At 38.7% G+C, this 24,486-nt stretch carries 24 protein-coding genes and 1 other annotated feature; of the genes, 21 read left to right on the top strand and 3 right to left on the bottom strand.

Annotation, left to right across the window (positions count from 1 at the left end; genetic code table 11):
• The first annotated feature begins 156 nt into the window (after positions 1–156).
• Entirely contained in the window at positions 157–1,980 is a 1,824-nt protein-coding gene (gene lepA, locus BM137_RS04410) for a translation elongation factor 4 (protein ID WP_092479953.1), read from the top strand.
• 172 nt (positions 1,981–2,152) lie between these two features.
• Here lepA and BM137_RS04415 read toward each other — a convergent pair whose 3' ends face one another.
• A complete protein-coding gene (locus BM137_RS04415) occupies positions 2,153–2,389 on the bottom strand; it encodes a DUF1883 domain-containing protein (RefSeq protein WP_092479954.1) in 237 nt (78 codons plus the stop codon).
• Positions 2,390–2,760: 371 nt separating this feature from the next.
• Here BM137_RS04415 and BM137_RS04420 point away from each other — a divergent pair, with 371 nt between their 5' ends.
• From BM137_RS04420 to dtd, 7 genes are all read left to right on the top strand, one after another.
• On the top strand, positions 2,761–3,372 hold the full coding sequence (locus BM137_RS04420; RefSeq protein WP_092479955.1) for a DNA-3-methyladenine glycosylase: 612 nt from the start codon (positions 2,761–2,763) through the stop codon (positions 3,370–3,372).
• 45 nt (positions 3,373–3,417) lie between these two features.
• Positions 3,418–3,906, top strand: coding sequence for a DUF3013 family protein (locus BM137_RS04425; RefSeq protein WP_092479956.1), 489 nt, complete (start codon positions 3,418–3,420; stop codon positions 3,904–3,906).
• A gap of 33 nt (positions 3,907–3,939) precedes the next feature.
• Entirely contained in the window at positions 3,940–4,887 is a 948-nt protein-coding gene (gene prmA, locus BM137_RS04430; protein WP_092479957.1) for a 50S ribosomal protein L11 methyltransferase, read from the top strand.
• A gap of 3 nt (positions 4,888–4,890) precedes the next feature.
• On the top strand, positions 4,891–5,646 hold the full coding sequence (locus BM137_RS04435) for a 16S rRNA (uracil(1498)-N(3))-methyltransferase (RefSeq protein ID WP_092479958.1): 756 nt from the start codon (positions 4,891–4,893) through the stop codon (positions 5,644–5,646).
• 74 nt (positions 5,647–5,720) lie between these two features.
• Positions 5,721–6,404, top strand: a complete 684-nt coding sequence (gene deoC / locus BM137_RS04440) for a deoxyribose-phosphate aldolase (protein WP_092479959.1) — start codon at positions 5,721–5,723, stop codon at positions 6,402–6,404.
• 108 nt (positions 6,405–6,512) lie between these two features.
• Positions 6,513–8,726, top strand: coding sequence for a RelA/SpoT family protein (locus tag BM137_RS04445; RefSeq protein ID WP_092479960.1), 2,214 nt, complete (start codon positions 6,513–6,515; stop codon positions 8,724–8,726).
• Positions 8,727–8,828: 102 nt separating this feature from the next.
• Positions 8,829–9,275, top strand: a complete 447-nt coding sequence (dtd, locus tag BM137_RS04450) for a D-aminoacyl-tRNA deacylase (RefSeq protein WP_092479961.1) — start codon at positions 8,829–8,831, stop codon at positions 9,273–9,275.
• 42 nt (positions 9,276–9,317) lie between these two features.
• On the opposite strand, the gene BM137_RS04455 is transcribed toward dtd, so the two are convergent.
• On the bottom strand, positions 9,318–10,640 hold the full coding sequence (locus tag BM137_RS04455) for an N-acetylmuramoyl-L-alanine amidase family protein (RefSeq protein ID WP_092479962.1): 1,323 nt from the start codon (positions 10,638–10,640) through the stop codon (positions 9,318–9,320).
• Positions 10,641–10,895: 255 nt separating this feature from the next.
• Positions 10,896–11,109, top strand: a binding site (T-box leader).
• Positions 11,110–11,177: 68 nt separating this feature from the next.
• On the opposite strand from BM137_RS04455, the gene hisS reads away from it, so the two are divergent.
• The 3 genes from hisS (at position 11,178) to BM137_RS04470 (ending at position 15,305) form a co-directional block, all read left to right on the top strand.
• On the top strand, positions 11,178–12,506 hold the full coding sequence (gene hisS / locus BM137_RS04460) for a histidine--tRNA ligase (RefSeq protein WP_092479963.1): 1,329 nt from the start codon (positions 11,178–11,180) through the stop codon (positions 12,504–12,506).
• Between the two features lie 35 nt (positions 12,507–12,541).
• The gene (gene aspS / locus BM137_RS04465; RefSeq protein WP_092479964.1) at positions 12,542–14,332 is read left to right on the top strand and encodes an aspartate--tRNA ligase; all 1,791 of its coding nucleotides are present in this window, start codon (positions 12,542–12,544) and stop codon (positions 14,330–14,332) included.
• Between the two features lie 70 nt (positions 14,333–14,402).
• Positions 14,403–15,305, top strand: a complete 903-nt coding sequence (locus BM137_RS04470; RefSeq protein ID WP_092479965.1) for a deoxyribonuclease IV — start codon at positions 14,403–14,405, stop codon at positions 15,303–15,305.
• A gap of 104 nt (positions 15,306–15,409) precedes the next feature.
• Here the strand turns inward: BM137_RS04470 and BM137_RS04475 are convergent, their stop codons facing one another.
• The gene (locus BM137_RS04475; protein ID WP_425248174.1) at positions 15,410–16,261 is read right to left on the bottom strand and encodes a pyruvate, water dikinase regulatory protein; all 852 of its coding nucleotides are present in this window, start codon (positions 16,259–16,261) and stop codon (positions 15,410–15,412) included.
• Positions 16,262–16,419: 158 nt separating this feature from the next.
• On the opposite strand from BM137_RS04475, the gene BM137_RS04480 reads away from it, so the two are divergent.
• From BM137_RS04480 to recO, 10 genes are all read left to right on the top strand, one after another.
• Positions 16,420–16,842 carry a Fur family transcriptional regulator gene (locus tag BM137_RS04480; RefSeq protein ID WP_092479967.1) on the top strand — a complete coding sequence of 141 codons (423 nt, stop codon included), beginning with the start codon at positions 16,420–16,422 and terminating at the stop codon, positions 16,840–16,842.
• A gap of 182 nt (positions 16,843–17,024) precedes the next feature.
• Complete coding sequence (rpsU, locus tag BM137_RS04485) at positions 17,025–17,198, top strand: 30S ribosomal protein S21 (protein ID WP_092479968.1); 174 nt, start codon at positions 17,025–17,027, stop codon at positions 17,196–17,198.
• Between the two features lie 35 nt (positions 17,199–17,233).
• Positions 17,234–17,677 (top strand): GatB/YqeY domain-containing protein, encoded by a 444-nt coding sequence (locus BM137_RS04490; RefSeq protein WP_092479969.1) that lies wholly within the window; start codon positions 17,234–17,236, stop codon positions 17,675–17,677.
• 306 nt (positions 17,678–17,983) lie between these two features.
• Complete coding sequence (locus BM137_RS04495; RefSeq protein WP_092480201.1) at positions 17,984–18,961, top strand: PhoH family protein; 978 nt, start codon at positions 17,984–17,986, stop codon at positions 18,959–18,961.
• A 19-nt stretch (positions 18,962–18,980) separates the two neighbouring features.
• Entirely contained in the window at positions 18,981–21,170 is a 2,190-nt protein-coding gene (locus BM137_RS04500; RefSeq protein ID WP_092479970.1) for an HD family phosphohydrolase, read from the top strand.
• 37 nt (positions 21,171–21,207) lie between these two features.
• Positions 21,208–21,687 (top strand): rRNA maturation RNase YbeY, encoded by a 480-nt coding sequence (gene ybeY, locus BM137_RS04505; protein WP_092479971.1) that lies wholly within the window; start codon positions 21,208–21,210, stop codon positions 21,685–21,687.
• Entirely contained in the window at positions 21,668–22,063 is a 396-nt protein-coding gene (locus BM137_RS04510; protein ID WP_092479972.1) for a diacylglycerol kinase family protein, read from the top strand. The genes ybeY and BM137_RS04510 overlap by 20 nt, the downstream gene beginning before the upstream one ends.
• Positions 22,064–22,113: 50 nt before the next feature.
• Positions 22,114–22,524, top strand: coding sequence for a cytidine deaminase (locus BM137_RS04515; RefSeq protein ID WP_092479973.1), 411 nt, complete (start codon positions 22,114–22,116; stop codon positions 22,522–22,524).
• The gene (gene era / locus BM137_RS04520; protein WP_092479974.1) at positions 22,524–23,429 is read left to right on the top strand and encodes a GTPase Era; all 906 of its coding nucleotides are present in this window, start codon (positions 22,524–22,526) and stop codon (positions 23,427–23,429) included. The genes BM137_RS04515 and era overlap by 1 nt, the downstream gene beginning before the upstream one ends.
• 25 nt (positions 23,430–23,454) lie before the next feature.
• Positions 23,455–24,255: a DNA repair protein RecO gene (recO, locus tag BM137_RS04525; RefSeq protein ID WP_092479975.1), complete on the top strand. Its 801-nt coding sequence runs from the start codon at positions 23,455–23,457 to the stop codon at positions 24,253–24,255.
• Positions 24,256–24,486: the final 231 nt, after the last annotated feature.

Consider the following 24,486-nt stretch of genomic DNA (forward strand, 5'->3'; position numbering starts at 1 on the left):
CTTGTTCAAAGATTATTCAGAATAGTGAACAGGAAAAACAGAATTTGTATGAGTAGATTAGGCAGGTATTCGGGGAAATGTTGTAATTTAGCCCTTAGACTGTTATAATTCATTAGAATACTCATGGAATACTTGAATGAAAGCAGGAAATAACCAATGAATAAAAACGACTATTTGGAACGCCAGAAGCGGATCCGGAATTTCTCGATCATCGCACATATTGATCACGGGAAATCAACTTTAGCGGACCGTATTTTACAATTGACGCACACTGTAGCAGATAGAGAAATGCAAGAACAGTTACTAGATTCAATGGATCTGGAAAGAGAACGTGGAATCACGATCAAACTGAACGCTGTGGAGTTGAACTATACTGCAAAAGATGGAGAGACATATACCTTCCATTTGATCGATACACCAGGACACGTCGACTTTACGTATGAAGTATCACGTAGTTTGGCAGCCTGTGAAGGGGCTATTTTAGTAGTAGATGCTGCTCAAGGTATCGAAGCTCAAACCATGGCTAATGTGTACCTTGCTTTGGATAACGACCTTGAAATCATCCCTGTCATCAATAAGATCGACTTGCCAGCCGCAGATCCTGAAAAAGTACGTACACAAATCGAAGATGTTATCGGTATTGATGCCAGTGACGCAGTATTAGCGAGCGCAAAATCTGGAATTGGTATTGAAGATATATTAGAACAAATCGTTGAACGTGTACCTGCTCCATCAGGCGATGTTGATAATCCATTGAAAGCAATGATTTTTGACTCAGCTTATGATGCTTACCGTGGGGTTGTTTTGAACATCCGTGTGATGGAAGGAATGATCAAACCAGGCGATACGATGCAAATGATGAGTAACGGTAAAACGTTTGAAGTTTCTGAAGTTGGAATCTTCTCACCAAAACCAATCAAACGCGATTACTTGATGGTTGGAGATGTTGGTTATGTAACAGCTAATATCAAAACAGTTCAAGATACACGTGTAGGGGATACGATCACATTAGCGAATAACCCTGCTGAAGAAGCTTTAGAAGGTTACCGTAAATTAACTCCGATGGTATTCTGTGGAATGTATCCGACAGAATCATCACGTTTTGGAGATTTGCGTGAAGCCCTTGAAAAATTAGAATTAAACGATGCTGCATTGCAATTCGAAACAGAAACCTCTCAAGCTCTTGGATTTGGTTTCCGCTGTGGATTCTTAGGAATGCTGCACATGGACGTTGTTCAAGAACGCTTGGAACGTGAATTCAATTTAGACTTAATCACTACAGCTCCGTCTGTTATTTACCATGTTAACTTAACAAATGGTGAAGAACTAGTGGTATCGAACCCATCGGAAATGCCAGAACCAGTGAAAATCGAATCCATCGAAGAACCATATGTAAAAGCTAATATTATGGTGCCGAACGAATACGTTGGAGCGGTAATGGAGATTTGCCAACGTAAACGTGGAAACTTCCTGACAATGGATTATTTAGATGAAATCCGCGTTAATGTGGTTTACGAATTGCCATTGTCTGAAATCGTCTTTGACTTCTTTGACCGATTGAAATCAAGTACTAAAGGATATGCTTCTTTAGACTACGAGATCATTGGATACAAACAAAGTAACTTATCTAAGATGGATATCTTATTGAATGGCGAACAAGTCGATGCTTTGAGCTTTATCGTCCACAAAGACTTTGCTTACACTCGTGGTAAAGGTATCGTAGAACAGTTGAAAGGAACTATTCCTCGTCAAATGTTTGAGATCCCAGTTCAAGCAGCTATCGGACAAAAAATTGTTGCCCGTTCAACCATCAAAGCCTTCCGTAAAGATGTTACGGCTAAATTGTATGGTGGAGACCCAACGAGACGTCAAAAACTATTGAACAAACAGAAAAAAGGTAAGAAACGTATGAAACAAGTGGGATCAGTAGAGATTCCTCAAGAAGCGTTCATGTCCGTTCTGAACATTGATGAAGACTAGAAAGTTTGTTAGATTAACGTTTTCAACCATGAATTAAATTTTTGATTTAAATAATTAATTAATTTTTTCTTACATTTTGCCTACCAAAGTCATTTTTCATGACTTTGGTAGGCAATTTTTGTTTTATCTCAATTGAGTAAGTTCTTTGCTCTTATGAATGACTTTTTAACAATTAAGAAAAACCATATTGATAATCGCTGCCCTCTACAATCAAGTAGTATCTTCCATGACCATTAACTGAAATAATCACAGGATTAGTTTTGTAATGACCACCATAGTATTTAAAACTCTTTCCACTATTGTATTTACGATAGTTTAATTCATCAACTAAAAAGACGTTTGCAGCATTTTTTAGTTGGACTCTAACAGAAAGATTTCCATTTTCAATCTTATATGGAATTTTGACCATCTTATCACCTCGCTTTCTATAGTTAGTATAGCGCTTTCTTTTATAAAAAAACATTCATTTTTTATTACTTTTTATGTACAGACGCCAAATAGAAAAAGAGTAAAATAAGCAATTTATCTGTGTTTAATAACTACCAGTAAGCAAAATACATTATATGATGTAAATAAATTACAAGTAAGCTAAATATTGAAGAACTTACAGATCTAGGTTGATGAATTTAAAATGAGATGTTCATTGGATCAAAAATATTTAACCAGATAAGTATAATTAAACTAATTTAATTTTCTTCGTAAGAGTATTTAGGTATAAATTTTGCATGAATATAAGGTATACTGGAGAAGAGACAAAAATATGTATGAGTGAGGGATTGAATGTCATTTTGGTTTAATACAGATTTACCTACTGAAGAACTTGCACAGCAATTATTAGGATGTTTATTGATCAAAGAAACTGAAGAAGGCGTGACTTCTGGTTGGATCGTTGAAACAGAAGCTTATTTGGGAGAAATCGATCAAGCAGCACATAGTTTTGGTTTGCGAAAAACGCCTCGATTAGAGGCTATGTACCAATCGGCAGGAACGATCTATATCTACCACATGCATACACACACCATGCTGAACATCGTCGCTAAGGAAGCTGGGAATCCTCAAGGGATCTTGATTCGTGCTTTGGAACCACATAGTGGAGTAGAATTGATGGAGCAACGACGAAACATGTCAGGTCTTGGGGTGACGAATGGTCCTGGAAAGCTGACTAAGGCCATGGGAATCACAAGAGAGGACTACGGAACGTCTATTTCTGAACCACCTTTGTATTTGTCTTCTGACCAGAGACGCATACCAAAAAACATTATTGCCAATCCAAGAATCGGCATCCCAAATAAAGGGAAATGGACAGATGAGCCGCTTCGCTTTACAGTAGGCGGAAATCCCTATGTTTCCAGAAAAAAAGGAACAGTCGATCTTGATCTAGGATGGCAGTAATCCAACTTTAAAACAAACAAAAAGAGTGAAAGAGGGGATAAATAAATGAATACAGATATCGTTGAATACTTAATAGAGAACCTTGAGAAAACTGAAGCGCCCTTTGATTGGGAAGTAAATTGGAACAAAAGACAACACGTCATCGAATTGTTTGTAACGATTTATGCAGAAACTTCAGAAGATATGGTTATCGAAGACGTTGAAGGAACTGTCAATGAAGAGGAAGGCATTCAATTTGAAGATGCGATTTGTTTTTACGATCCAGAGAAATCTAAAATATTGTTGGATGACTATCTTAAAGCTTTTCCATTTTCAATCAAAAAAGGAATCGAACAAGGCTATTTGGACGCGGTCTTAAAAATCTTGCGTTTAGTGGTCAGTGAAGGACAAACCAATTTAAATGAATTCGCGCAAAATCCAGAAATCGAAACGTTTGAATTGAACTGGCAAGAAAATAACTTCGATCAAACGATCGCAACATTGAAAGATACAAATCGTTACGAAACCAAAACGCTTCCTTATCCAAAGTTTTAATGCAAACATCTATCAGACAGGAGTCAATCGATTATGAAATGGACTGAAGTAAGTGTACACACTTCAAATGAAGCTATCGAAGCTGTTTCGAATATTTTTATTGAAGCAGGTTCAGGCGGTGTAGCTATTGAAAATGTACAAGATTTTTTATCAACACCAGATGACGGGTTTGGAGAAATCCGTATTTTAGAAAATCAAGATTACGTTTCGGAAGGGTCTTTAGTAAAAGCCTATTTCCCTGAAACGAAAAACTTGATGGAATTGATTCCCGAGATCAAGCAACGCATCTTAGCCTTGGAATCGTATGGATTATCTATTGGACCTAATACATTCAGCATTGAAGATGTCCAAGAAGAAAATTGGGCTTCTGCGTGGAAAAAATACTATCACCCGCAGCAAATCACTCGTTACTTGACAGTGGCGCCACAGTGGGAAGAATACGAACCAAAATTGGATGGGGAAATCGTTATTCGACTAGATCCAGGTTTGGCATTTGGTACAGGGACGCACGCGACAACTCGTTTATCTTTACAAGGACTCGAAACGTATATCAGAGGCGGAGAAACAATCTTAGATGTGGGAACAGGTTCAGGTGTGTTAAGCATCGCCAGCAGCGCTTTAGGAGCTGGAGAAATTCATGCTTTTGACTTGGACGAAGTAGCAGTCAGATCGGCTAAAGAAAACGTAAAAATGAACGCTTACGCTCAGAATGTTTCTGTTTCTGCGAATGATTTGCTGAAAGGAATCGAGATCCCAGCAGATATTGTAGTGGCGAATATTTTAGCGGAAATCATTGTGCCTTTAATTCCAGATGCTTGGAGACTGCTGAAACCGAATGGCATCTTTATTACTTCAGGAATCATCGAAGCGAAGAAAGAATTGATTTTAAGTGAGCTGGAAACACAAGGCTTTACGATCTTGCAAGTTCTTCAAATGAAAGACTGGTTTGCGATCGTCGCTCAAAAAGTGGAGGAGGACTAGATCGTGCAACGCTATTTTTTGGCTGAATCTTTAGAGGACTACCGCTCAGCGGAGATTGTTCTCGAAGGTGAACAGTTCCATCACATGATTCGAGTCATGCGAATGGAAGAGGATGATGAAGTTATACTGGTCTTACCGGACCAAACGGCTTTTAAAGCAGCAATCACTGCTGTGTCAAAAGATGAAGTTCATTTGAAATGGACGGCAGATGAGGACCAAAGTAAAGAATTGCCTGTAGACGTAACAATCGCCAGCGGTCTGCCTAAAGGGGATAAACTAGAATGGATCGTTCAAAAGGGAACAGAATTGGGTGCGCACGCTTTCTTACCTTTTAAATCAGATTTTACGATCGTGAAGTGGGACGCAAAAAAAGCTGCAAAAAAACAAGAGCGTTTGAGCAAAATCGCCCAAGAAGCTGCTGAACAAGCTCATCGGACAAAGGTGCCAGAAGTACATTCCATCGCAACTTTTAAAGAATTGCTTCAACAAAGCGGTACGCATGATTACTGTATCGTAGCATATGAAGAGAATGCTAAAAATGGAGAAATGCAGAATTTTCGTTCTGTATTGAACCAACTCCAACCTGGTCAGTCTGTTTTGATTGTGTTTGGACCTGAAGGCGGTTTGTCGCCAAAAGAAATTCAATTGCTGGAAGAACAACGTTTTGTAGTGTGTTCTTTAGGGCCGCGTATTTTACGTACGGAAACGGCTCCATTGTACGCGTTGTCGGTTATTTCTTACATTACAGAATTAAATTAATGATAAAATGTGTTTTTTTAACCGTTGAAGTAAGGTATACTATTAATGGAATATGATGAAAAGAGGGATGTATTGTGATAAACGATTTAAACAAATATGTTGACCATACATTATTAAAAGCGGATGCGACTGAAGAGCAAATCAAAGTATTGTGTGAAGAAGCAGCAGCTCATCATTTTATGTCAGTATGCGTTAACCCTACATGGGTCAAAAAAGCAGCGGCATACTTAACAGGATCAGATGTAGCAGTATGTACAGTAATCGGCTTTCCTTTAGGAACAACAACTCCTGAAGTTAAAGCATTTGAAGCAAAAAATGCTATTCAAAACGGCGCAACAGAAGTAGATATGGTTATCAATATCGGTGCGTTGAAAGATAAAGACGACGAGACTGTAGAACGCGATATCGAAGGCGTTGTAAAAGCTGCTGAAGGCAAAGCGTTGACAAAAGTAATCATTGAAACAAGTTTATTGACCGATGAAGAAAAAATCAGAGCATGTGAAATCGCGAAAAAAGCTGGAGCAGATTTCGTTAAAACGTCTACTGGATTCTCAACTGGCGGTGCAACAGTAGAAGACATCAAATTGATGCGCAGTGCTGTTGGTCCTGAACTAGGAGTGAAAGCAAGCGGCGGCGTTCGTACCACTGAAGATGCTGAAGCTTTCATCGAAGCAGGAGCAACTCGTTTAGGTTCTTCTAACGGAATTGCTTTGCTTGGAAAATCTTCTGATCAAGCAGACAGTTCTTCAAGCTATTGAAATAGAAATACGTAAAGAGTATAATTAATCTAAGATTAGACAGTTGGATAGCACTCGCTTCGAGTGCTATTTTTATACACCTAGTTAAATTAAAGAGAAGGTGACAAAATGCCTAAAAATAAAGAGTATACCGCCAAAGAAGTTATTGCGTTAACATTGACTTATATGAATAGCAACCATGTGGCGTTTGTCAAAAAAGCAAGTGATTTTGCCGAAAGAGCTCACGAAGGTCAATTTCGTAAATCTGGCGAACCGTACTTTACACATCCGATTCAAGTTGCAGGCATTCTGGCAGAATTGAAAATGGATCCGGTAACTGTAGCAACAGGATTCTTGCATGATGTAGTAGAAGATACTGATTTTACATTTGATGATATCGCGAATGAGTTTTCTCAAGAAGTCGCTGAATTGGTAGATGGAGTAACCAAGCTTGGGAAAATCCAATTTCAATCCTTGGAACAACACCAAGCGGAAAACCATCGTAAAATGCTGTTGGCAATGGCCAATGATTTAAGAGTGATCATGGTCAAATTGGCTGACCGTTTACACAACTTGCGTACGTTAAAATACCATCGTCCTGAAAAACAACGTCGTATCGCTAATGAGACGTTGGAAATTTATGCGCCGTTAGCTGATCGATTAGGGATCAATCGGATCAAATGGGAACTAGAAGATACTTCTTTACGCTATTTGAATCCGCAACAATATTACCGCATCGTGCATTTGATGAGCTCGAAACGCGAAGAGCGCGAAGGGTATATTGCAAATGCGATTGAAGAGATCCAGCATTCAGTAGACGATTTGAATATTGATGCTGAAATCACTGGACGTCCGAAACACATTTATTCGATCTACCGGAAAATGAGAGATCAAAAGAAACAATTCAATGAGATCTATGACTTGTTGGCTATACGGGCCATCGTAGATTCCATTAGGGATTGTTATGCTGTTTTAGGGGCGATCCACACTAGATGGAAACCAATGCCTGGAAGATTCAAAGATTATATCGCAATGCCAAAAGCTAACATGTACCAGTCGTTGCATACGACAGTCATTGGTCCTGGCGGCAATCCTGTAGAGGTCCAAATCAGAACCAAAGAAATGCACCATATTGCTGAATATGGGGTCGCAGCACACTGGGCTTATAAAGAAGGCATTACCCAAAAAGTCGAAGGACCACAAATCAACGACACAGTTCCTTGGTTTAGAGACATCATTGAATTGCAGGATGAGTCGGATGATGCCGGCGACTTCATGCAAAGTGTAAAAGACGACATCTTTAGAGATAAAGTGTATGTCTTCACACCAAAAGGCGACGTTACGGAACTTCCTTTAGGTTCAGGTCCTTTGGATTTTGCTTACAGCGTGCATACCGAAATCGGAAATAAAGCTGTAGGAGCCAAAATCAACAGCAAAATCGTTCCCTTGAATTACAAGTTAAAAACAGGGGACATTGTTGAGATTTTAACGTCGACCAATTCATACGGTCCTAGTAGAGACTGGTTGAACTTCGTTTCGACTTCAAAAGCCAGAAACAAAATCAAGAGATTCTTTAAACTGCAAGACCGTGAAGAAAACATTATTAAAGGAAAAGATTTAGTCGAAAAACAATTGCTGGAAATGAATTTTCAGCCAAAAGAATATTTGACTAAAGCGAACATGAAAATGCTTTTGGATCGATTCAACTTCAGCAGTGAAGAAGATTTATTAGCGGCTATTGGGTATGGAGAGCTGACGGCTTTAGTGGTAGCCAATCGCTTGACCGAAAAAGAACGTCGTGATCGTAAAAACGATGAGAAGTTCGCTGAAATGGATACCATTGAGCTGAAACCTAAGAAACCTGAAACTGAAAAGATGAAGATCAAGCACGAAGACGGTGTCGTCATCCAAGGAGTAGACAACTTGTTGACTCGCTTGAGTCGTTGTTGTAACCCTGTTCCTGGAGACGAAATCGTGGGCTATATTACAAAAGGTAGAGGAATCTCTATTCACCGTAAGGACTGTGCCAATGTGAACTCTTCTTCCGAGGTAGAGGATCGGTTGATTGATGTGGAGTGGGAAGACACTTCTAACGCCAAAAAAGAATACAATGCGGAACTTCAAGTTGAAGGATACAACCGTACTGGTTTGTTGAATGAGATTTTACAAGTAGTGAATACACAAACAAAAAATCTCAGCAACGTCAATGGCCGTATAGACAATAATAAAATGGCGACCATTACGTTAACAATCGGGATTGTCAATCTGAGCCAATTGGAAAAAATCGTGGATAAGATCAAGAATATTCCAGATGTATATACCGTAAGAAGAATCACTTCTTAACAAAAACAATTGAAGCACATTTCATCAAAGCGACAGAAGAGCAAAACTTCTCTGCTTAATGGAATGTGCTTTATCTAATGAAACAAAAAAGGAGTTCATAAAGTGAGAGTAGTTATTCAACGTTCAAAAAAAGCATCCGTTTCAATCAATCAAGAAATAGTAGGAGCTATCGATCATGGCTTTGTCTTGCTGGTTGGGATAGGAGAAGAAGATACTCAAGAAGATGTAGAGTACTTAGTGCGCAAAATCAGCAAAATGAGAATTTTTGAAGATGGGGAAGGAAAAATGAACCTTTCTTTAGCTGATGTAGGAGGAGAGATCCTGTCTATCTCTCAATTTACATTGCATGCCAACACAAAAAAAGGCAACCGGCCAAGTTTTATCGAAGCTGCCAAACCGGACCGGGCTATCCCTCTGTATGATGCATTCAATCAACAACTGAGAGAACAAAGTTTTAAAGTTGAAGTCGGACAATTTGGTGCCGACATGCAAGTCTCTTTAGTGAACGACGGTCCAGTCACGATTTTGATCGACAGTAAACAGAAATAAACGAAAAAACAGTTGAGTCGCTGGACTCAACTGCTTTTTGTTTTAAGGTGCAAAATATTGATTTAATGCTTGATAGATACCTTCGACTACTTGAGAACGGTATTGGTTCGTATTAACGATTTGTTGATCTCTGTCGTTGTTCAAATACCCTAATTCCAACAATACAGCAGGTTGGTAATTTTCTCTCAAGACATAATAGTCGCCTCGTCGGACACCATTATTTGGAAGAGGTCCGTACTGACTTAAGTTTTGATTGATTAAATCCGCCAGACCTTTTTCATCTTCATGATAGTAATACGTTGTTGTACCGCTGATCTCATTGCGAACTTCAGTTGAATCGTAATGGATACTGATGAAGGCATCGGCATGAGCATTGTTACTAATGTATGCACGATCACGCAGCTCAATAAATTCATCGGATTCCCGTGTCAAAATGACATTTGCCCCGGCATTCCGTAAGCGGTTGGCTAATAGGATAGCTGTTGCCAAAGTGGCATCTTTTTCATAGAAAGAACTTGCTAAAGCTCCGGAGTCTTTACCGCCATGTCCGGCATCAATAACGATCGTAGCTTCGGAAATATTGGTTATCGTCGCTGTCGGTGCGGCTTCACTGTTGGCTGATAAATCGACTACCCAGTTTGCAACATAACCTTGCGAGCCATCAGCCAGTTCTATAATGTACCAGTCTCCGACAGCTTCTACAAACGCAAATGTTTCTCCTTTAGAAGCGGAATGTACTACACCTTCTTCAATAGAAGGGCCGCTGCGGATATTAGTACCGTTGGAACGAATCGTTACTTTTTGTACAGGTGCTGCAGCATTTTCTTTTGTCGCTACTGTAGAAGGAGCTTCTTGCTTAGGTTGTACACTGACTTCAATCAAATCAGAACTGATCCACGCGACTTGGCCATTGTACTGTACTTGAGTCCAGCCTTCTTGTTGGAAGAGGACTGTCAATTGAGTCCCTTCAGGTACGACACCCAATATAGCACTGTCTGTGCTGCTTTCAGCTCGCACATTCGCTTCGGTATACGTAATGGTTCCGACTGAATTGGTTGCTGCACTGATCTCGCTATTGTCGACCAACCAGCTGGCTATCCAGCCGACCTGGTCATTACTAATGCGTACTTTGTACCATTCATTTTCTTCAGAAATGACTTGTACTTTTTGATCCTGAACTACTTGAGACATAACGTCATAAGACAGTCCAGGTCCTGTACGAACGTTTACTACACTGGCATTGATCGTTACGGTACTTGTCTGAGCCATTGCAATAGTAGCGTAAGTGGTCAATAAAAGAAATAATCCCATAATAAGGAGTATCGTTGTTTTTTTAGGTTTATGTATTGTCGTGGAATCGGGCATAAAAATCACTACTTTCTCAACATATCTTATGTAAAAAAGATTATTTTTGTCATGATTAAGTATAACAATTGTTTCGACCATTAAGCAATTAAAATCTGAAAGAGAAACAGGAATTATAGAAGCAAACATGGAAAAATGAAAAAATAATATCTTAAAAACTCATAATTTGGCACTGGATAAGAACATTTAACGGCTCTTAGAATGTGTCTTGACAATTTATAGGCTTTCTAGTAATCTAGAGCTAATACAATAGATCTGAACCCGTTGAAAGAGAAAGTAATATTATTTTCCGTATCCTAAGAGAGAATTTTCGTTGGCTGAAAAAAATTCTGCGTGAAATAATATGAAAGACACTCCGGAGGGACAGTAGTGAAAAGCTGCTGCGTCACGAGCGTTAATCGTAAAGGAAAGCTACCCAGCTTTCAAAACAAGGTGGTACCACGTGCTGACAAGTTCACTCGTCCTTATTTTGCTTATGGCAGAATAAGGACGAGTTTTTTTTGTATAAAAATGTGATTGATAAGAGGAGAGAAAACTATGAGATTCCAAAAACCAAAAGGAACAGCTGATTTATTACCAGAAAATACAAAACAATGGCAATATGTAGAAGATACATTTAGAGCCGTATTTGCAGATTACCAATTTGAAGAAATCCGTACACCGATTTTTGAAAGCAAAGATTTATTTTCAAGAGGTGTAGGAGAATCCAGTGATATCGTTTCGAAAGAGATGTATATCTTCAAGGACAAAGGAGATAGAGAATTAGCATTACGTCCTGAAGGAACCGCATCGGTTGCTAGAGCTTTTGTTGAAAATAAATTATTTGGTCCAGAACATACTAAACCGTATAAAGTTTATTACCAAGGTCCAATGTTCCGTTACGAGCGTCCTCAAAGCGGAAGAATGCGCCAATTCCACCAAATGGGTGTAGAAGTGTTCGGCAGTAAAAATCCTGCAACAGATGTAGAAACGATTGCATTAGCGATGGATCTATTCCAAGAGTTGGGACTGGAAAGCTTAAAACTAGTGATCAATTCATTAGGGGATGTAGAAAGCCGTTTAGCTTATCGTGAAGCTTTGATCGCTTATTTAGAACCTCATTTTGAAGAATTGAGTGAAGATTCTAAAACTCGTCTACACAAAAATCCATTACGTGTGTTAGACAGTAAAGACAGAAGAGACAAAGAAATCGTAGCGAATGCACCATCGATTTTGGACTATCTGAATGAAACGTCTAAAAAACATTTCGAAGTCGTTAAAGAAATGCTGGACGCTTTGGAGATTCCATATGTTATCGACAGCAATATGGTTCGTGGATTAGATTACTATAACGATACTATTTTTGAAGTCATGACAGAATCTGAAGCGTTTGGAAGTTTGACAACGATTTGTGCTGGTGGACGATACGACGGTTTAGTAGAAGAAGTCGGCGGACCAGCTACACCAGGTTTTGGATTCGGTATCGGAATGGAACGTTTATTAATGATCTTGGAAGCTGAAAACATTGAACTTCTTGAAGAAGAAGAGTTGGATGTATATGTGATCGGTATTGGAGAAGAAACAAACTTAGAAACATTGAAAGTTGTACAAGCCATCCGTGCTGCAGGAATGTCTGCTGACCGCGATTACTTGGACCGTAAATTGAAAGCTCAATTCAAAGCAGCCAACAAGAAAAATGCTCGTGTAGTATTGACGCTTGGTCAAAATGAATTGGAACAAGGCGTGATCAACTTCAAAGTAATGAAAACAGGAAAAGAATCTGCTGTTGAACTAGAAGAGATCTATGATGGCGATTTTGAAAAAATCTTCAATTTAAAAGTTGCTGATATGACTGCATTTAACGAATTTTTCAAAAAAGAAGACTAAGAACGAATTAAAGAAGAATAGAAGGGTTGATTAAAATGGCTAAACGAACAGTATATTGTGGCAAAGTCACTGAAGAACTAGTTGGAGAAGAAATTGTCTTAAAAGGTTGGGTACAAAAGCGCAGAGATTTAGGTGACTTGATATTTGTTGATTTGCGTGACCGTGAAGGAATCGTTCAAATCGTTTTTAACCCTCATTTTTCTAAAGAAGCTTTAGAGATTGCTGAATCTATTCGTAACGAATATGTCATCGAAGTAAAAGGAGCTGTAGTGAAGCGTTCGGCTGGAATGGAAAACGATAAATTACAAACAGGGCGTGTAGAGATCGAAGCTCATGAAGTCACTGTTTTGAACGAAGCAAAAACTACTCCATTTTACATCGAAGACGGAGTATCGGTTTCTGACGAAAAAAGAATGGAATACCGTTACCTTGACTTACGTCGTCCGGAAATGACAAAAAACTTGATTTTACGTCACCAATTGACTAAAACAGTTCGAAACTTTTTAGACAACCAAAACTTTATCGACATTGAAACACCGTATTTAACGAAATCAACTCCTGAAGGTGCAAGAGACTATTTAGTGCCTTCTAGAGTACATCCAGGACATTTTTATGCTCTTCCTCAATCACCGCAGTTGTTCAAACAATTGTTGATGGGAGCAGGATTTGACCGTTACTACCAAATCGTTCGTTGTTTTAGAGACGAAGATTTACGCGGAGACCGTCAACCAGAGTTTTCTCAAATCGATATCGAAACGAGTTTCCTGGAGCCTGAAGAGATCCAAACATTTACAGAAGAAATGCTGGCTAAAGTAGTTAAAGAAACTAAAGGAATCGATGTAACATTGCCGTTCCCTCGTATGTCTTATGACGATGCAATGAATCGTTACGGAAGCGACAAACCAGATATCCGTTTTGGGTTGGAATTGATCGCGCTAGACGATGTTGTAAAAGATTCTGGATTCAAAGTGTTTAGTGGAGCAGTAGCCAATGGCGGTATGGTAAAAGCGTTGAACGTTAAAGGAGCAGCAGATAACTATTCTCGTAAAGATATCGATGCTTTAGGTGAGTTCGTCGGTATTTACGGTGCTAAAGGTCTTGCTTGGTTGAAAGTCGACGAAGAAGGATTAAAAGGACCGATTGCTAAGTTCTTCAAAGAAGACGCAGAAGCATTGATGGAACGCACTCAAGCTGAACCTGGAGACTTATTATTGTTCGTAGCAGATAAATCATCTGTTGTATATGACGCTTTAGGAGCTTTACGTGTGAAATTAGGAAAAGAATTGAACTTGATCGATCAAAGTCAATTTGCTTTCTTATGGATCGTTGACTGGCCTTTAGTAGAATACGATGAAAACGAAGACCGTTATACAGCTGTTCACCATCCGTTTACTATGCCGGAAGCAGATACTCTGCAATACTTGGAAGACCAACCAGATAAAGTAAGAGCTATTGCTTACGATATCGTATTGAATGGTTACGAATTGGGTGGAGGATCTATTCGTATCCACAAACGTGACATCCAAGAAAAAATGTTTAAAACATTAGGTTTCACTAAAGAACAAGCAGAAGAGCAATTTGGATTCTTGTTAGATGCTTTGGAATACGGATTCCCACCACACGGAGGAATCGCTCTAGGATTAGATCGTTTTGCTATGCTGTTGGCTGGGGAAGAAAATATTCGTGAAGTGATCGCATTCCCTAAAAATGGTCGTGCGGTTGATCCGATGGCTAAAGCGCCAAGCATTGTAGAAGTAAAACAATTAGATGAACTGTCTATTCAAACCGCTCAAATCGAATCAGATGAAGAAGCAACGGAAGAATAATAACGAAGTTCTTTTTCGTAATCAGTCTCTTATAATAGAAATAAGTGTTTAGAAAAGGCAGGAGAATAAAATGGTTTTGATTGGATCACACGTTTCAATGAAAGGAAAAGAGATGTTGCTGGGAGCTGCCCAAGAAGCAGCCAGCTACAATGCCTCTACTTTCATGATTTATACTGGAGCACCTCAAAATACGCGTCGTAAAGCTTTAGACGAGATGAACATTCCAGCTGGAGAAGCCTTTTGCAAAGAAAATGGACTCTCTGATATTGTTGTTCATGCTCCGTATATTATCAATTTAGGCAATACCATAAAACCTGAAAACTTTGGGTTTGCTGTTGAGTTTTTAAGAGCAGAGATCGTGAGAGCAGAAGCATTAGGAGCTACTCAAATTACGATGCACCCAGGAGCTCATGTCGGAGCAGGAGCAGAAGCTGCTATCCAACAAATTGTTAAAGGATTGAATGAAGTATTGCATCCTGGACAAACAGCTCAAATCGCTCTAGAAACAATGGCGGGTAAAGGAACTGAAATTGGACGCTCGTTTGATGAGATTGCTAAGATCATTGATGGCGTCACATTGAATGAAAAACTATCCGTTACTCTGGATACGTGTCACACGAATGATGCAGGGTATAACGTGAAAGAAGATTTCGATGGAGTATTGAATGAATTTGACCACATTATCGGATTGGATCGCTTGAAAGTTGTCCACGTCAATGACTCTAAAAATCCAATGGGCAGTCATAAAGACCGTCATGAAAATATCGGTTTTGGAACGATTGGATTTGAAGCATTGAATAAGATCGTTCATCATGAAGCATTGACTAAAGTGCCGAAAATTTTGGAAACACCTTTTGTTGGAGAAGACAAAAAGAACAAAAAAGCCCCTTATGGACATGAAATCAATATGTTCCGCAAACAAGAATTCAATCCAAACGTATTGGATGACATCTTAAACGGAACAGCTTACTAAATCTTTAATAGATACTAAAAACTCAGATGATTGCACCGGCTTTATCTAAAAGCGCGGGCAGTCGTCTGAGTTTTAGTTATCTCTCTTAGTTGTCCAAATAGGAATTAGTTATACTCTTCTAAATGATTGAGTTTCTTTTTGTCGAGTTTCAACGTGCTGACGATAATCGCGGCTGTTTCTTCAATTGATCTTTTTTCTACGTTGATAACGAGACAGCCTAATTTTTCATACAGATCATTTGAAAATTCCAATTCTCTTTCAATGCGTTCTTTATTGGAATAAGGAGTTTCTGGATTCAATCCGTAAGAAATCATCCGTTCTTGACGAATAGAGTTGATCATATCTAGATTATTTGTCAAACCTACGATTTTTTTAGGATCCACTTGCCATAACTCTTCAGGGATATGTGATTCCGGAACAAGTGGCAGATTAGCTACCTTATAATTCAAATTAGCTAAGAACATGCTTAAGGGAGTTTTAGACGTTCTCGAGATTCCCAGCAATATGATATCTGCTTCTAAAAATCCTTTAGGATCTCTTCCGTCGTCATACATTACAGCGAATTCAATAGCTCTGATACGGTCAAAATACGTTTCATCCATTTCATGCAAAGCACCCGGTTTATTTGCAGGCTGCACGCCGGATCTCTTTTGAATCTCTCGAATGATTGGGCTCAGCAAATCGACACAATAAATTTCGTGTTTGGAGCAATATTCTTGAGCTACTTTTGTTAAGTCATCAGATACCAAGGTATGCAGAACCATCGCATTCTCTTCAGCTGCTTTTTCGAGAATTGAAATCAAGGTATCTTCACCTCTGATAAAAGGGTATCCGTGTAATTTAATATTGGCGGAAGGGAATTGAGACATAGCAGCTTTCCCTAGTGAATTGGCTGTGCCGCCTACTGAATCTGAAACAATATAAATATTTACTGGATGGTTATTTTCCATATCCATCTCTCCTTTTTCTGTCTACTATAGTAGTAAGCCTTATTTTCTATACTCTTTTAGTATAACGGATAAATGATATAAAGCACAGAAAGAACTTGATTTCCTAATAGAGAGTGGTATAATTCAAATCGAAACGAGTACGTTTTAAAGGAGGCAAGTATCCTGTGAACGAAGTAGAAAATGCAATTGGAATTTTAAAAGATAATGGGTACAAATATACGGACAAAAGAGAACGTATATTAAGCTATTTTAATCAAGAAAATCGTTACATTACGGCTAAAGAAGTCCAACAGACGTTAAAAGTCAAATACCCTAATATCAGTTATGACACGATTTACCGCAATTTATATACATTTGTGGAATTAGATATTGTAGAAGAAACTGAACTGAACGGAGAAAAACTGTTTCGCTTAAACTGTTCTCATTCTGGTCACCATCACCATTTTATTTGTACAGTATGTGGTAAAACCAAACGCATTGAGATGTGTCCAATGAATTTCTTTGAAGACCAGTTAAACGGTTGTCAGATAAACTCTCATCGATTTGAAATTTTTGGTCAATGCGAGCAGTGTCTGCAAGCTAGTTAACAATTGATTGGGAATAACGTCTGATTCAGAAAATAAAAGTGTGTTTTTTGTTGAATATAGCTAAAGTCATATTGACGTAGCGAAAACGTTTAGATATAATGTAGTAGGACAGTTTGTTAATTATGCATGTTATGCATATGAAATAACGGTTACTTAAATAGCACGGAGGGGGGTAATTGAATATGTCAAAAACAGTCGTTAAGAACAATGAATCTCTTGATGATGCTCTTCGTCGCTTCAAACGTTCCGTTTCTAAAACAGGTACTATGCAAGAAGCTCGCAAACGGGAATTTTATGAAAAACCTAGCGTAAGACGTAAGAAAAAATCTGAAGCAGCTAGAAAACGCAAGCATTAATCCTTGCAAGTCTTTAGAATTGAGGTTGAAGAAGCGTGACTCTATTAACTACGATCAATGAAGATGTTAAAACAGCAATGAAAGCTAGAGATAAAGAAAAGCTTTCTGTATTGCGTATGTTGAAATCTGCATTGCAAAACGAACAAATCAAAAAAGGTACGGAATTGAATGAGGAAGAAGAATTGTCAGTTCTTTCTCGTGAAATGAAGCAAAGAAGAGACTCACTAACTGAATTCAAGAATGCAGATCGTCAAGATCTGGTCGAGAAATTGGAAAATGAGATCGTCATTGTGGAAAGCTACCTGCCTAAACAGTTAACTGAAGAAGAACTTCAATCGATCGTTCAAGAAGTAATTGCTTCTGTGAACGCAACGTCCACCAGCGACTTTGGGAAAGTTATGGGTGCCATAATGCCCAAAGTTAAAGGCAAAGCTGATGGCAACGCAGTAAATCGAATCGTGAAAGAACAACTTTCTTAGGAAAGCTTTGTATCAGCGATTTTAAAAGATGGTTTCGAATAACTATTCGAAGCCATCTTTTTTTGTGCAATGAAAGAGTGTTTCTTATTGAAAAGGTTTTCTTTCTTAAGAAGACGAAATCCATACATTACCTTGATAATACCCGTTAAGAGAACACGATTTTACGATAAAGGCATCAAAACATTCGTTGAAAACTCTTGATATAGTTGCTAGATAGCTTCTTTTTACCGTTAAAATATGCTATGATTTGTATAAATAAAAAAAGGAAGTGTTTGCCGATTGTCTGAACTTACAAATGAAACTCGTATGCTAGAACTAAAAAATCCTGATAAAGCCATTAATCTTTTCGGTTCACAAGATCGGAATTTGACATTGATCGAAGAATCTATGAATGTGGTCATCCATACCCGCGGAGATAAGTTAGAGATTGTAGGATCTAAAGAAAACGTAGATTTAGTAAGTGAAATGTTTATCCAGTTGCAAGAATTATTGAAGACAGGTATACAAATCGGACAAGCCGATATCGTTACAGCTGTGAAAATGGCCAATCGAGGTACATTATCGAAATTCATCAGTATGTATGAAGAAGAGATCGGCCGAGACCATGATGGCAAACCGATTCGGATAAAAACCTTTGGTCAGCGGCAATATGTCCATTCTATCCAAAAGAATGATGTAGTCTTTGGGGTTGGACCAGCCGGGACAGGTAAAACTTACCTGGCAGTTGTTATGGCTGTTTCTGCTTTGAAAAAAGGGGAAGTTAAACGAATCATCATCAGTCGACCTGCTGTGGAAGCTGGAGAAAGTTTAGGTTTTTTACCAGGCGATTTGAAAGAAAAAGTCGATCCATATTTGAGACCGATCTATGATGCCATGTACAGCATTTTCGGTTCTGAGCATACAGCTCGTTTGATGGATCGCGGAGTCATCGAGATTGCTCCTTTAGCTTACATGAGAGGGAGAACATTAGATGACGCATTTGTTATCTTAGATGAAGCTCAAAATACAACTGTTCCACAAATGAAGATGTTCTTGACTCGTTTAGGATTTGGCTCAAAAATGATCGTCAATGGCGATGTGACCCAAATCGACTTGCCAAGAGGAACGACAAGTGGTCTAGTTCATGCAGAACGAGTATTGCGTTCTGTTAAGGGCATTAAATTCAGCACCTTTGATGCTGCGGACGTTGTGCGTCACCCTGTAGTAGCAAGCATCATTGAAGCCTACAGCGAAGAAAAGACTGAATCGTTGCTGAACCAAGACAAAGAAGAGAAGAAACAATAAACAACAGAGGAGAATACACATGATGAAAGTGTTCACTATAGTGAAAAACAAATTAGGAAAGTTTTTTATTCCTTTGATCATGTTGTTGTTCTCCTCTGTTTTGTTTGCCTTAATGTATTCAGGATTGAAGCCGGATGTGTTGGATATTCAGTTGTATGAAGTAGCAGACACAACCATACGAGCAAATTCAACCGTTGAAGACACTGCTCAAACAGAAATCAATCAAAAAATTGCTGCAGAAAACGTTGCACCTGTTTATAGTTTCAACTCGGAGTTGAAAAATAAACAACTGTCAAAGGTCCAGCTGTTATTTGTTACTATTGAAGAGATCCAAAAACTGGAGAAAGCTCGCACAACTAAACCTGAAGGTAATGATGGAGAAAATGATCCTGCCGCTGTGGTAGAAGAAGAGCCATTAACGACAGAAGAGAAATACAGTCTTTTTCAAGAAAAAACCAACAACTTAGAACAAGCTGCACAAGATTTTATAGCGGAAATTCCTGAGTGGATCATTGTAGAGTTATTAAATACTCCTTCTGATACGCTAACTAAACTAAGTGATTTGGTCACTACAATCACTTCCGAAAAAATGTCTGAACCTATACGAGCGGATCAATTAAAAGAAACGATTGAAGACGCCCAAGACACGATCCAATACAGCGATCTTGATAATTCGTATCAACGAATAGGGTATTTGATTGTGGATCAAGCTATTGTTGAAAATAATATCTATAATGATCAAGCAACCGAACAAGCTAGACAACAGGCCATGGATAACGTACAGCCGGTCATGATCTTGCAAGGGCAAGTAATCGTTCAAGAAGGGCATGTGGTAGACAGTACAGATATTCACCACTTAGAACTGTTAGGCATGCTGGATAACGAACCATCCTATCAAATGTTGTACAGCTTACTGGTTTTACTAGCTGCTCAAATTACTGGAATCTATTACATCACTAAGATCGAAACCACGTCTTCTGAGAAAATGACAAAAATCATTGTACTGTACAGTTTATTGGTGATTGTCAGTGTAGCGATAATGAAAGGCTTGCAGCTGCTGCAATTAGCTGGAATCAACAATATTGCTTTTCTTTATCCTGCAGCCTTAGCGCCAATGCTGGCAAATGCATTTCTATCCAGTCGGTTCAGTTATTTCTTAAACAGCTTCTTGCCCGTTTTTTCGATTTTTGTTTTTGCAGATTACAAAGGAACCACTAGCGCATTGATTATTGCTGTTGTTTACAGCTTGAATGGCTTGTTTGGTGCCTTTACGAAACAGCGAAAAGAGCAGATAATATCCGGCAGCTTACTTTGGTTAATGATAATAGGAAATGGTATAGTAATGTTATCAATGATTCTTTATCTAAACCAACCTGTATTTACGGCCCAAACGCTTATGATGCTTGTTTATTCGATTTTAGGCGGAATATTGTCTTATGTATTTTCCATTATGTTGATTCCTTATATTGATGTTTACTATGACGATAAAGCTGTATTGACTATGAATGAGTTGTCTAATCCGAATCAGCCATTATTGAAATTGCTGCTCACGAAAGCTCCTGGAACCTATCACCATAGTTTGATGGTGGCTAATCTAAGTTCCAACGCAGTGAGTGCGATTGGCGGGGATTCGTTATTCACTCGTGTGGCGTGTTATTACCATGATGTCGGGAAGCTGACGCATCCATTGTTTTTTGTAGAGAATCTGCCAAGCGGTATGGATAATCCTCATCGGCTGTTATCGCCATACGAAAGCAAAGACATCATTTTAGGACATGTCTCTGAAGGTGTGAGGATATTAAAAGAAGCCAATATGCCTGAGTCGATCATTGATATTTGTGCGCAACATCATGGAACAACACTGGTCAAATATTTTTACGCGGAAGCTAAAAAAGAAAATCCAGATGTAGATGAAAGCGAGTTTCGCTATCCTGGTCCTAAACCTCAATCAAGAGAAGCAGCGATTATCAACATCGCTGATAGTGCCGAGGCAGCATGTCGTTCAATGTCCAACCCGACGAAAAAATCGATTGAAGACTTTGTACACTCTTTGATTGCCGAGCGTTTTAGAGAAGGTCAATTCAATGAATGCTCAATTACTATGGAAGAGCTGCACATTGTTGAAAATTCATTAGTCGAAAGTTTAGTGGGAACGTTCCATAGTCGGATCGAATACCCAAAAATGGAACCTCACAATGAAAAATCTTAAAAAATGAATGAAAAATTTAAGGAGTTGGTCAAGTTTTATGGAATTAGATTTATTTGATGAAACAAATACGGTATCTTCAGAACAAACAGAACTAGTCCGTACATTGTTGGAGTTTGCGGCAGGAAAGCTGGAACTGCCGGAAAATACTGAGGTCTCTGTTACCTTTGTCACGAATGAACGGATTCAAGAGATCAATCGCGAATACCGGGACAAAGATCAGCCAACAGATGTCATCAGCTTTGCGTTAGAAGACGAAGTGGATGATGAGCCGGATTTCTTCTTAGGAGATTTTGAAGGTCTTATTCCTAAAAATATCGGGGATATCATTATTTCGATCGATAGAACAAAAGAGCAAGCTATCGAGTATGGACACTCATTCCAAAGAGAACTTGGTTTTCTAGCCTTACATGGATTTTTGCATTTGAATGGTTACGATCATATGGAGCCGGAAGATGAGAAAGAAATGTTCGGTCTGCAAAATGAAATACTAAAGGAGTATGGTCTTGGACGAGAATAAAAAAAGCACTAAAAACCGAAGATACATTGATTCTTTTAAATATGCTTTTATAGGAATCACCACTGTATTTCGTGAGGAACGAAATATGCGTACACATGTAACGTTAGGTTTGACAGCTATTTTATTGAGTCTATTTTGCAATCTTACCACGATAGAATGGCTTTGGATGTTGCTGTGTGTGTTTCTAGTCTTTGTGATGGAAATTTGGAATACAGTTATTGAAAATGTCGTAGATTTGGTAGTAGATCACCATTTTCACCCTATAGCTAAAAAAGCTAAAGATATGGCAGCGGCGGCGGTATTGTTAACGTCACTGTTTTCACTGATTGTCGGCGGAACCATTTTGCTGCCTAAGATTTTTAGTTGGTTTGTATAAATTTACGTTTAATCCTATAAAAAAATACTTATTCAAGGAGCTATTATTTCATGAAACCAAATGACACTGTAATCGAAACACTTATCCATGATGCAACTGCTATGCTGGACCGTGCATATGTACCTTATTCTAAATTTCCAGTGGGAGCTGCTTTAGTCACAAAAGAAGGAGAAATTTTTTCCGGCTGCAATATTGAAAATGCATCTTACGGACTTTCCAACTGTGCTGAAAGAACAACGATTTTTAAAGCTGTATCTGAAGGTAAGAAAGAATTCGACTACTTAGTAGTGACGGGTGATACTGACGGCCCAATCTCACCATGCGGCGCGTGTCGTCAAGTGATGGCTGAGTTCTGTCATCCGGATATGCCTGTCTTACTAACCAATAAAAAAGGAAATAAACACGAAACCACCATTAAAGAATTATTACCAGGTGCATTTCGATCGGAGGATATGGATTAATGAGTAAAAAAAGTTATAAATCAGGTTTTGTTTCTATTGTAGGAAGACCTAACGTAGGGAAATCAACATTTTTAAATCGAGTTGTAGGTCAAAAAATCGCGATTATGAGTGATAAAGCTCAAACCACTAGAAATAAGATCCAAGGTATCTACACAACAAAAGAAGAGCAGATTATTTTCATCGATACGCCAGGGATTCATAAGCCAAGACACCGCCTAGGAGACTTTATGGTGGATTCTGCGTTGAGTTCTTTCAAGGGTGTAGAAGTGATTCTCTTGATGGTTAATGCAACTGAAAAACGTGGTCCTGGAGACAATTTCATTATTGAAAAATTAAAAGACAGCTCAACTCCAGTATTTTTAGTGATCAACAAAATCGATGAAGTTCATCCCGATAAATTATTTGCGATTATTGAAGACTACAAAACCACTATGGATTATGCGGAAATCGTTCCAATTTCTGCCAAAGAAGGAAACAACGTTCAAACGTTGCTAGCCCAAGTTAAGAAATACTTGCCTGAAGGACCTCAATTCTATCCTGAAGACCAAGTTACGGACCATCCTGAATACTTTATCATTTCTGAATTGATTCGTGAAAAAGTATTGGAATTGACTCGTGAAGAAATACCGCATTCTGTAGCAGTAGTGGTAGAAGGTATTGAACGCAATGAAAACGACAAAGTCCAAGTTCACGCAGCGGTCATTGTAGAACGTTCTTCTCAAAAAGGCATTATTATCGGTAAAGGCGGTAAAATGCTGAAAGATATTGGGATCCGTGCGAGAAAAGATATCGAAATACTGCTTGGAGATAAGATCTATTTGGATTTATGGGTAAAAGTGCAAAAAGATTGGCGAGACCGTCAAACCAATTTGCAAGATTATGGATACAGAAAAGACGACTATTAAATTGAGTTAAAAGGGAGTGGATGAATTGTCTCAAATTGAAGAATTTGAAGGCATTGTTTTGTCTGTTAAAAAACATCGAGAGCAAGACCATTTAGTAAAGATTTTTACAGATCGGTTCGGCAAGTTGATGTTTTTTACTCGAGGAACAGGGAAGAGAAACAACAAACTAAAGACAGCTATCCTCCCTTTTACAAAAGCAACTTATATTGGAGACGTTCGAACAACGGGGCTTTGTTTTTTGAATGACGCTAAAGACCAGCAGCAGTACCAGAGCATGCAAACGGATATCTTCTTAAATGCATATGCCACTTATTTGTTGAATCTGACAGATGTCGCATTAGAAGACAGACAGCCTAACCCTGCTCTATATCATAAGTTAGCGGCCAGTTTACAAGAAATCGATGAAGGATCTGATCCGGAAATCATCATGAATATTTTTGAAATCCAGCTGCTGCCTTATTTTGGAGTTGCTCCAGAGTTAAGAGGATGCCGGGTTTGCGGCAATACGGAAGGTCCTTTTGATTATTCTCAGACATATGGAGGACTGTTGTGCCAGAAACACTGGCATATGGATGAACACCGATATCATGCGACTCAAAGGAGCATCTACTTCATTCGTTTATTTTCGAGGGTTTCCTTAGATCAAATTGGGTCTATCAGTGTGAAAGAAGAGACAAAAAAAGAGATTCAATCTTTGGTGGACCATATATACGACGATTCCGTTGGGATCAAATTAAAAAGTAAAGGGTTCATCAAGAAAATGGATAAGTGGGGCAGCGTGTTGAAAGATGCCCGCAACCCTGAAAAAAATGACAGAAAAGATTGACAATGAGTTAGCAAAGAAGCTATTATAATAAAGAATTGAAGAAACAGCGTTGAAGGAAGAAGTAAAGATCTGACCCTTGTTTAAAGCGATTTTGGGATAGTGCGAGCCAAATAACAAGAAGATTTTGAAAGGCATCTGGAGCTGAGACCAACAAAGATGCTAGTAGTGTTTCGATAACAATACTAGAATTAGGGTGGAACCGCGGTTAGTGTATATAATCGTCCCTATGCT

It is taken from the genome of Desemzia incerta, assembly GCF_900115825.1.
GTDB classification, from domain to species: Bacteria; Bacillota; Bacilli; order Lactobacillales; family Carnobacteriaceae; genus Desemzia; species Desemzia incerta.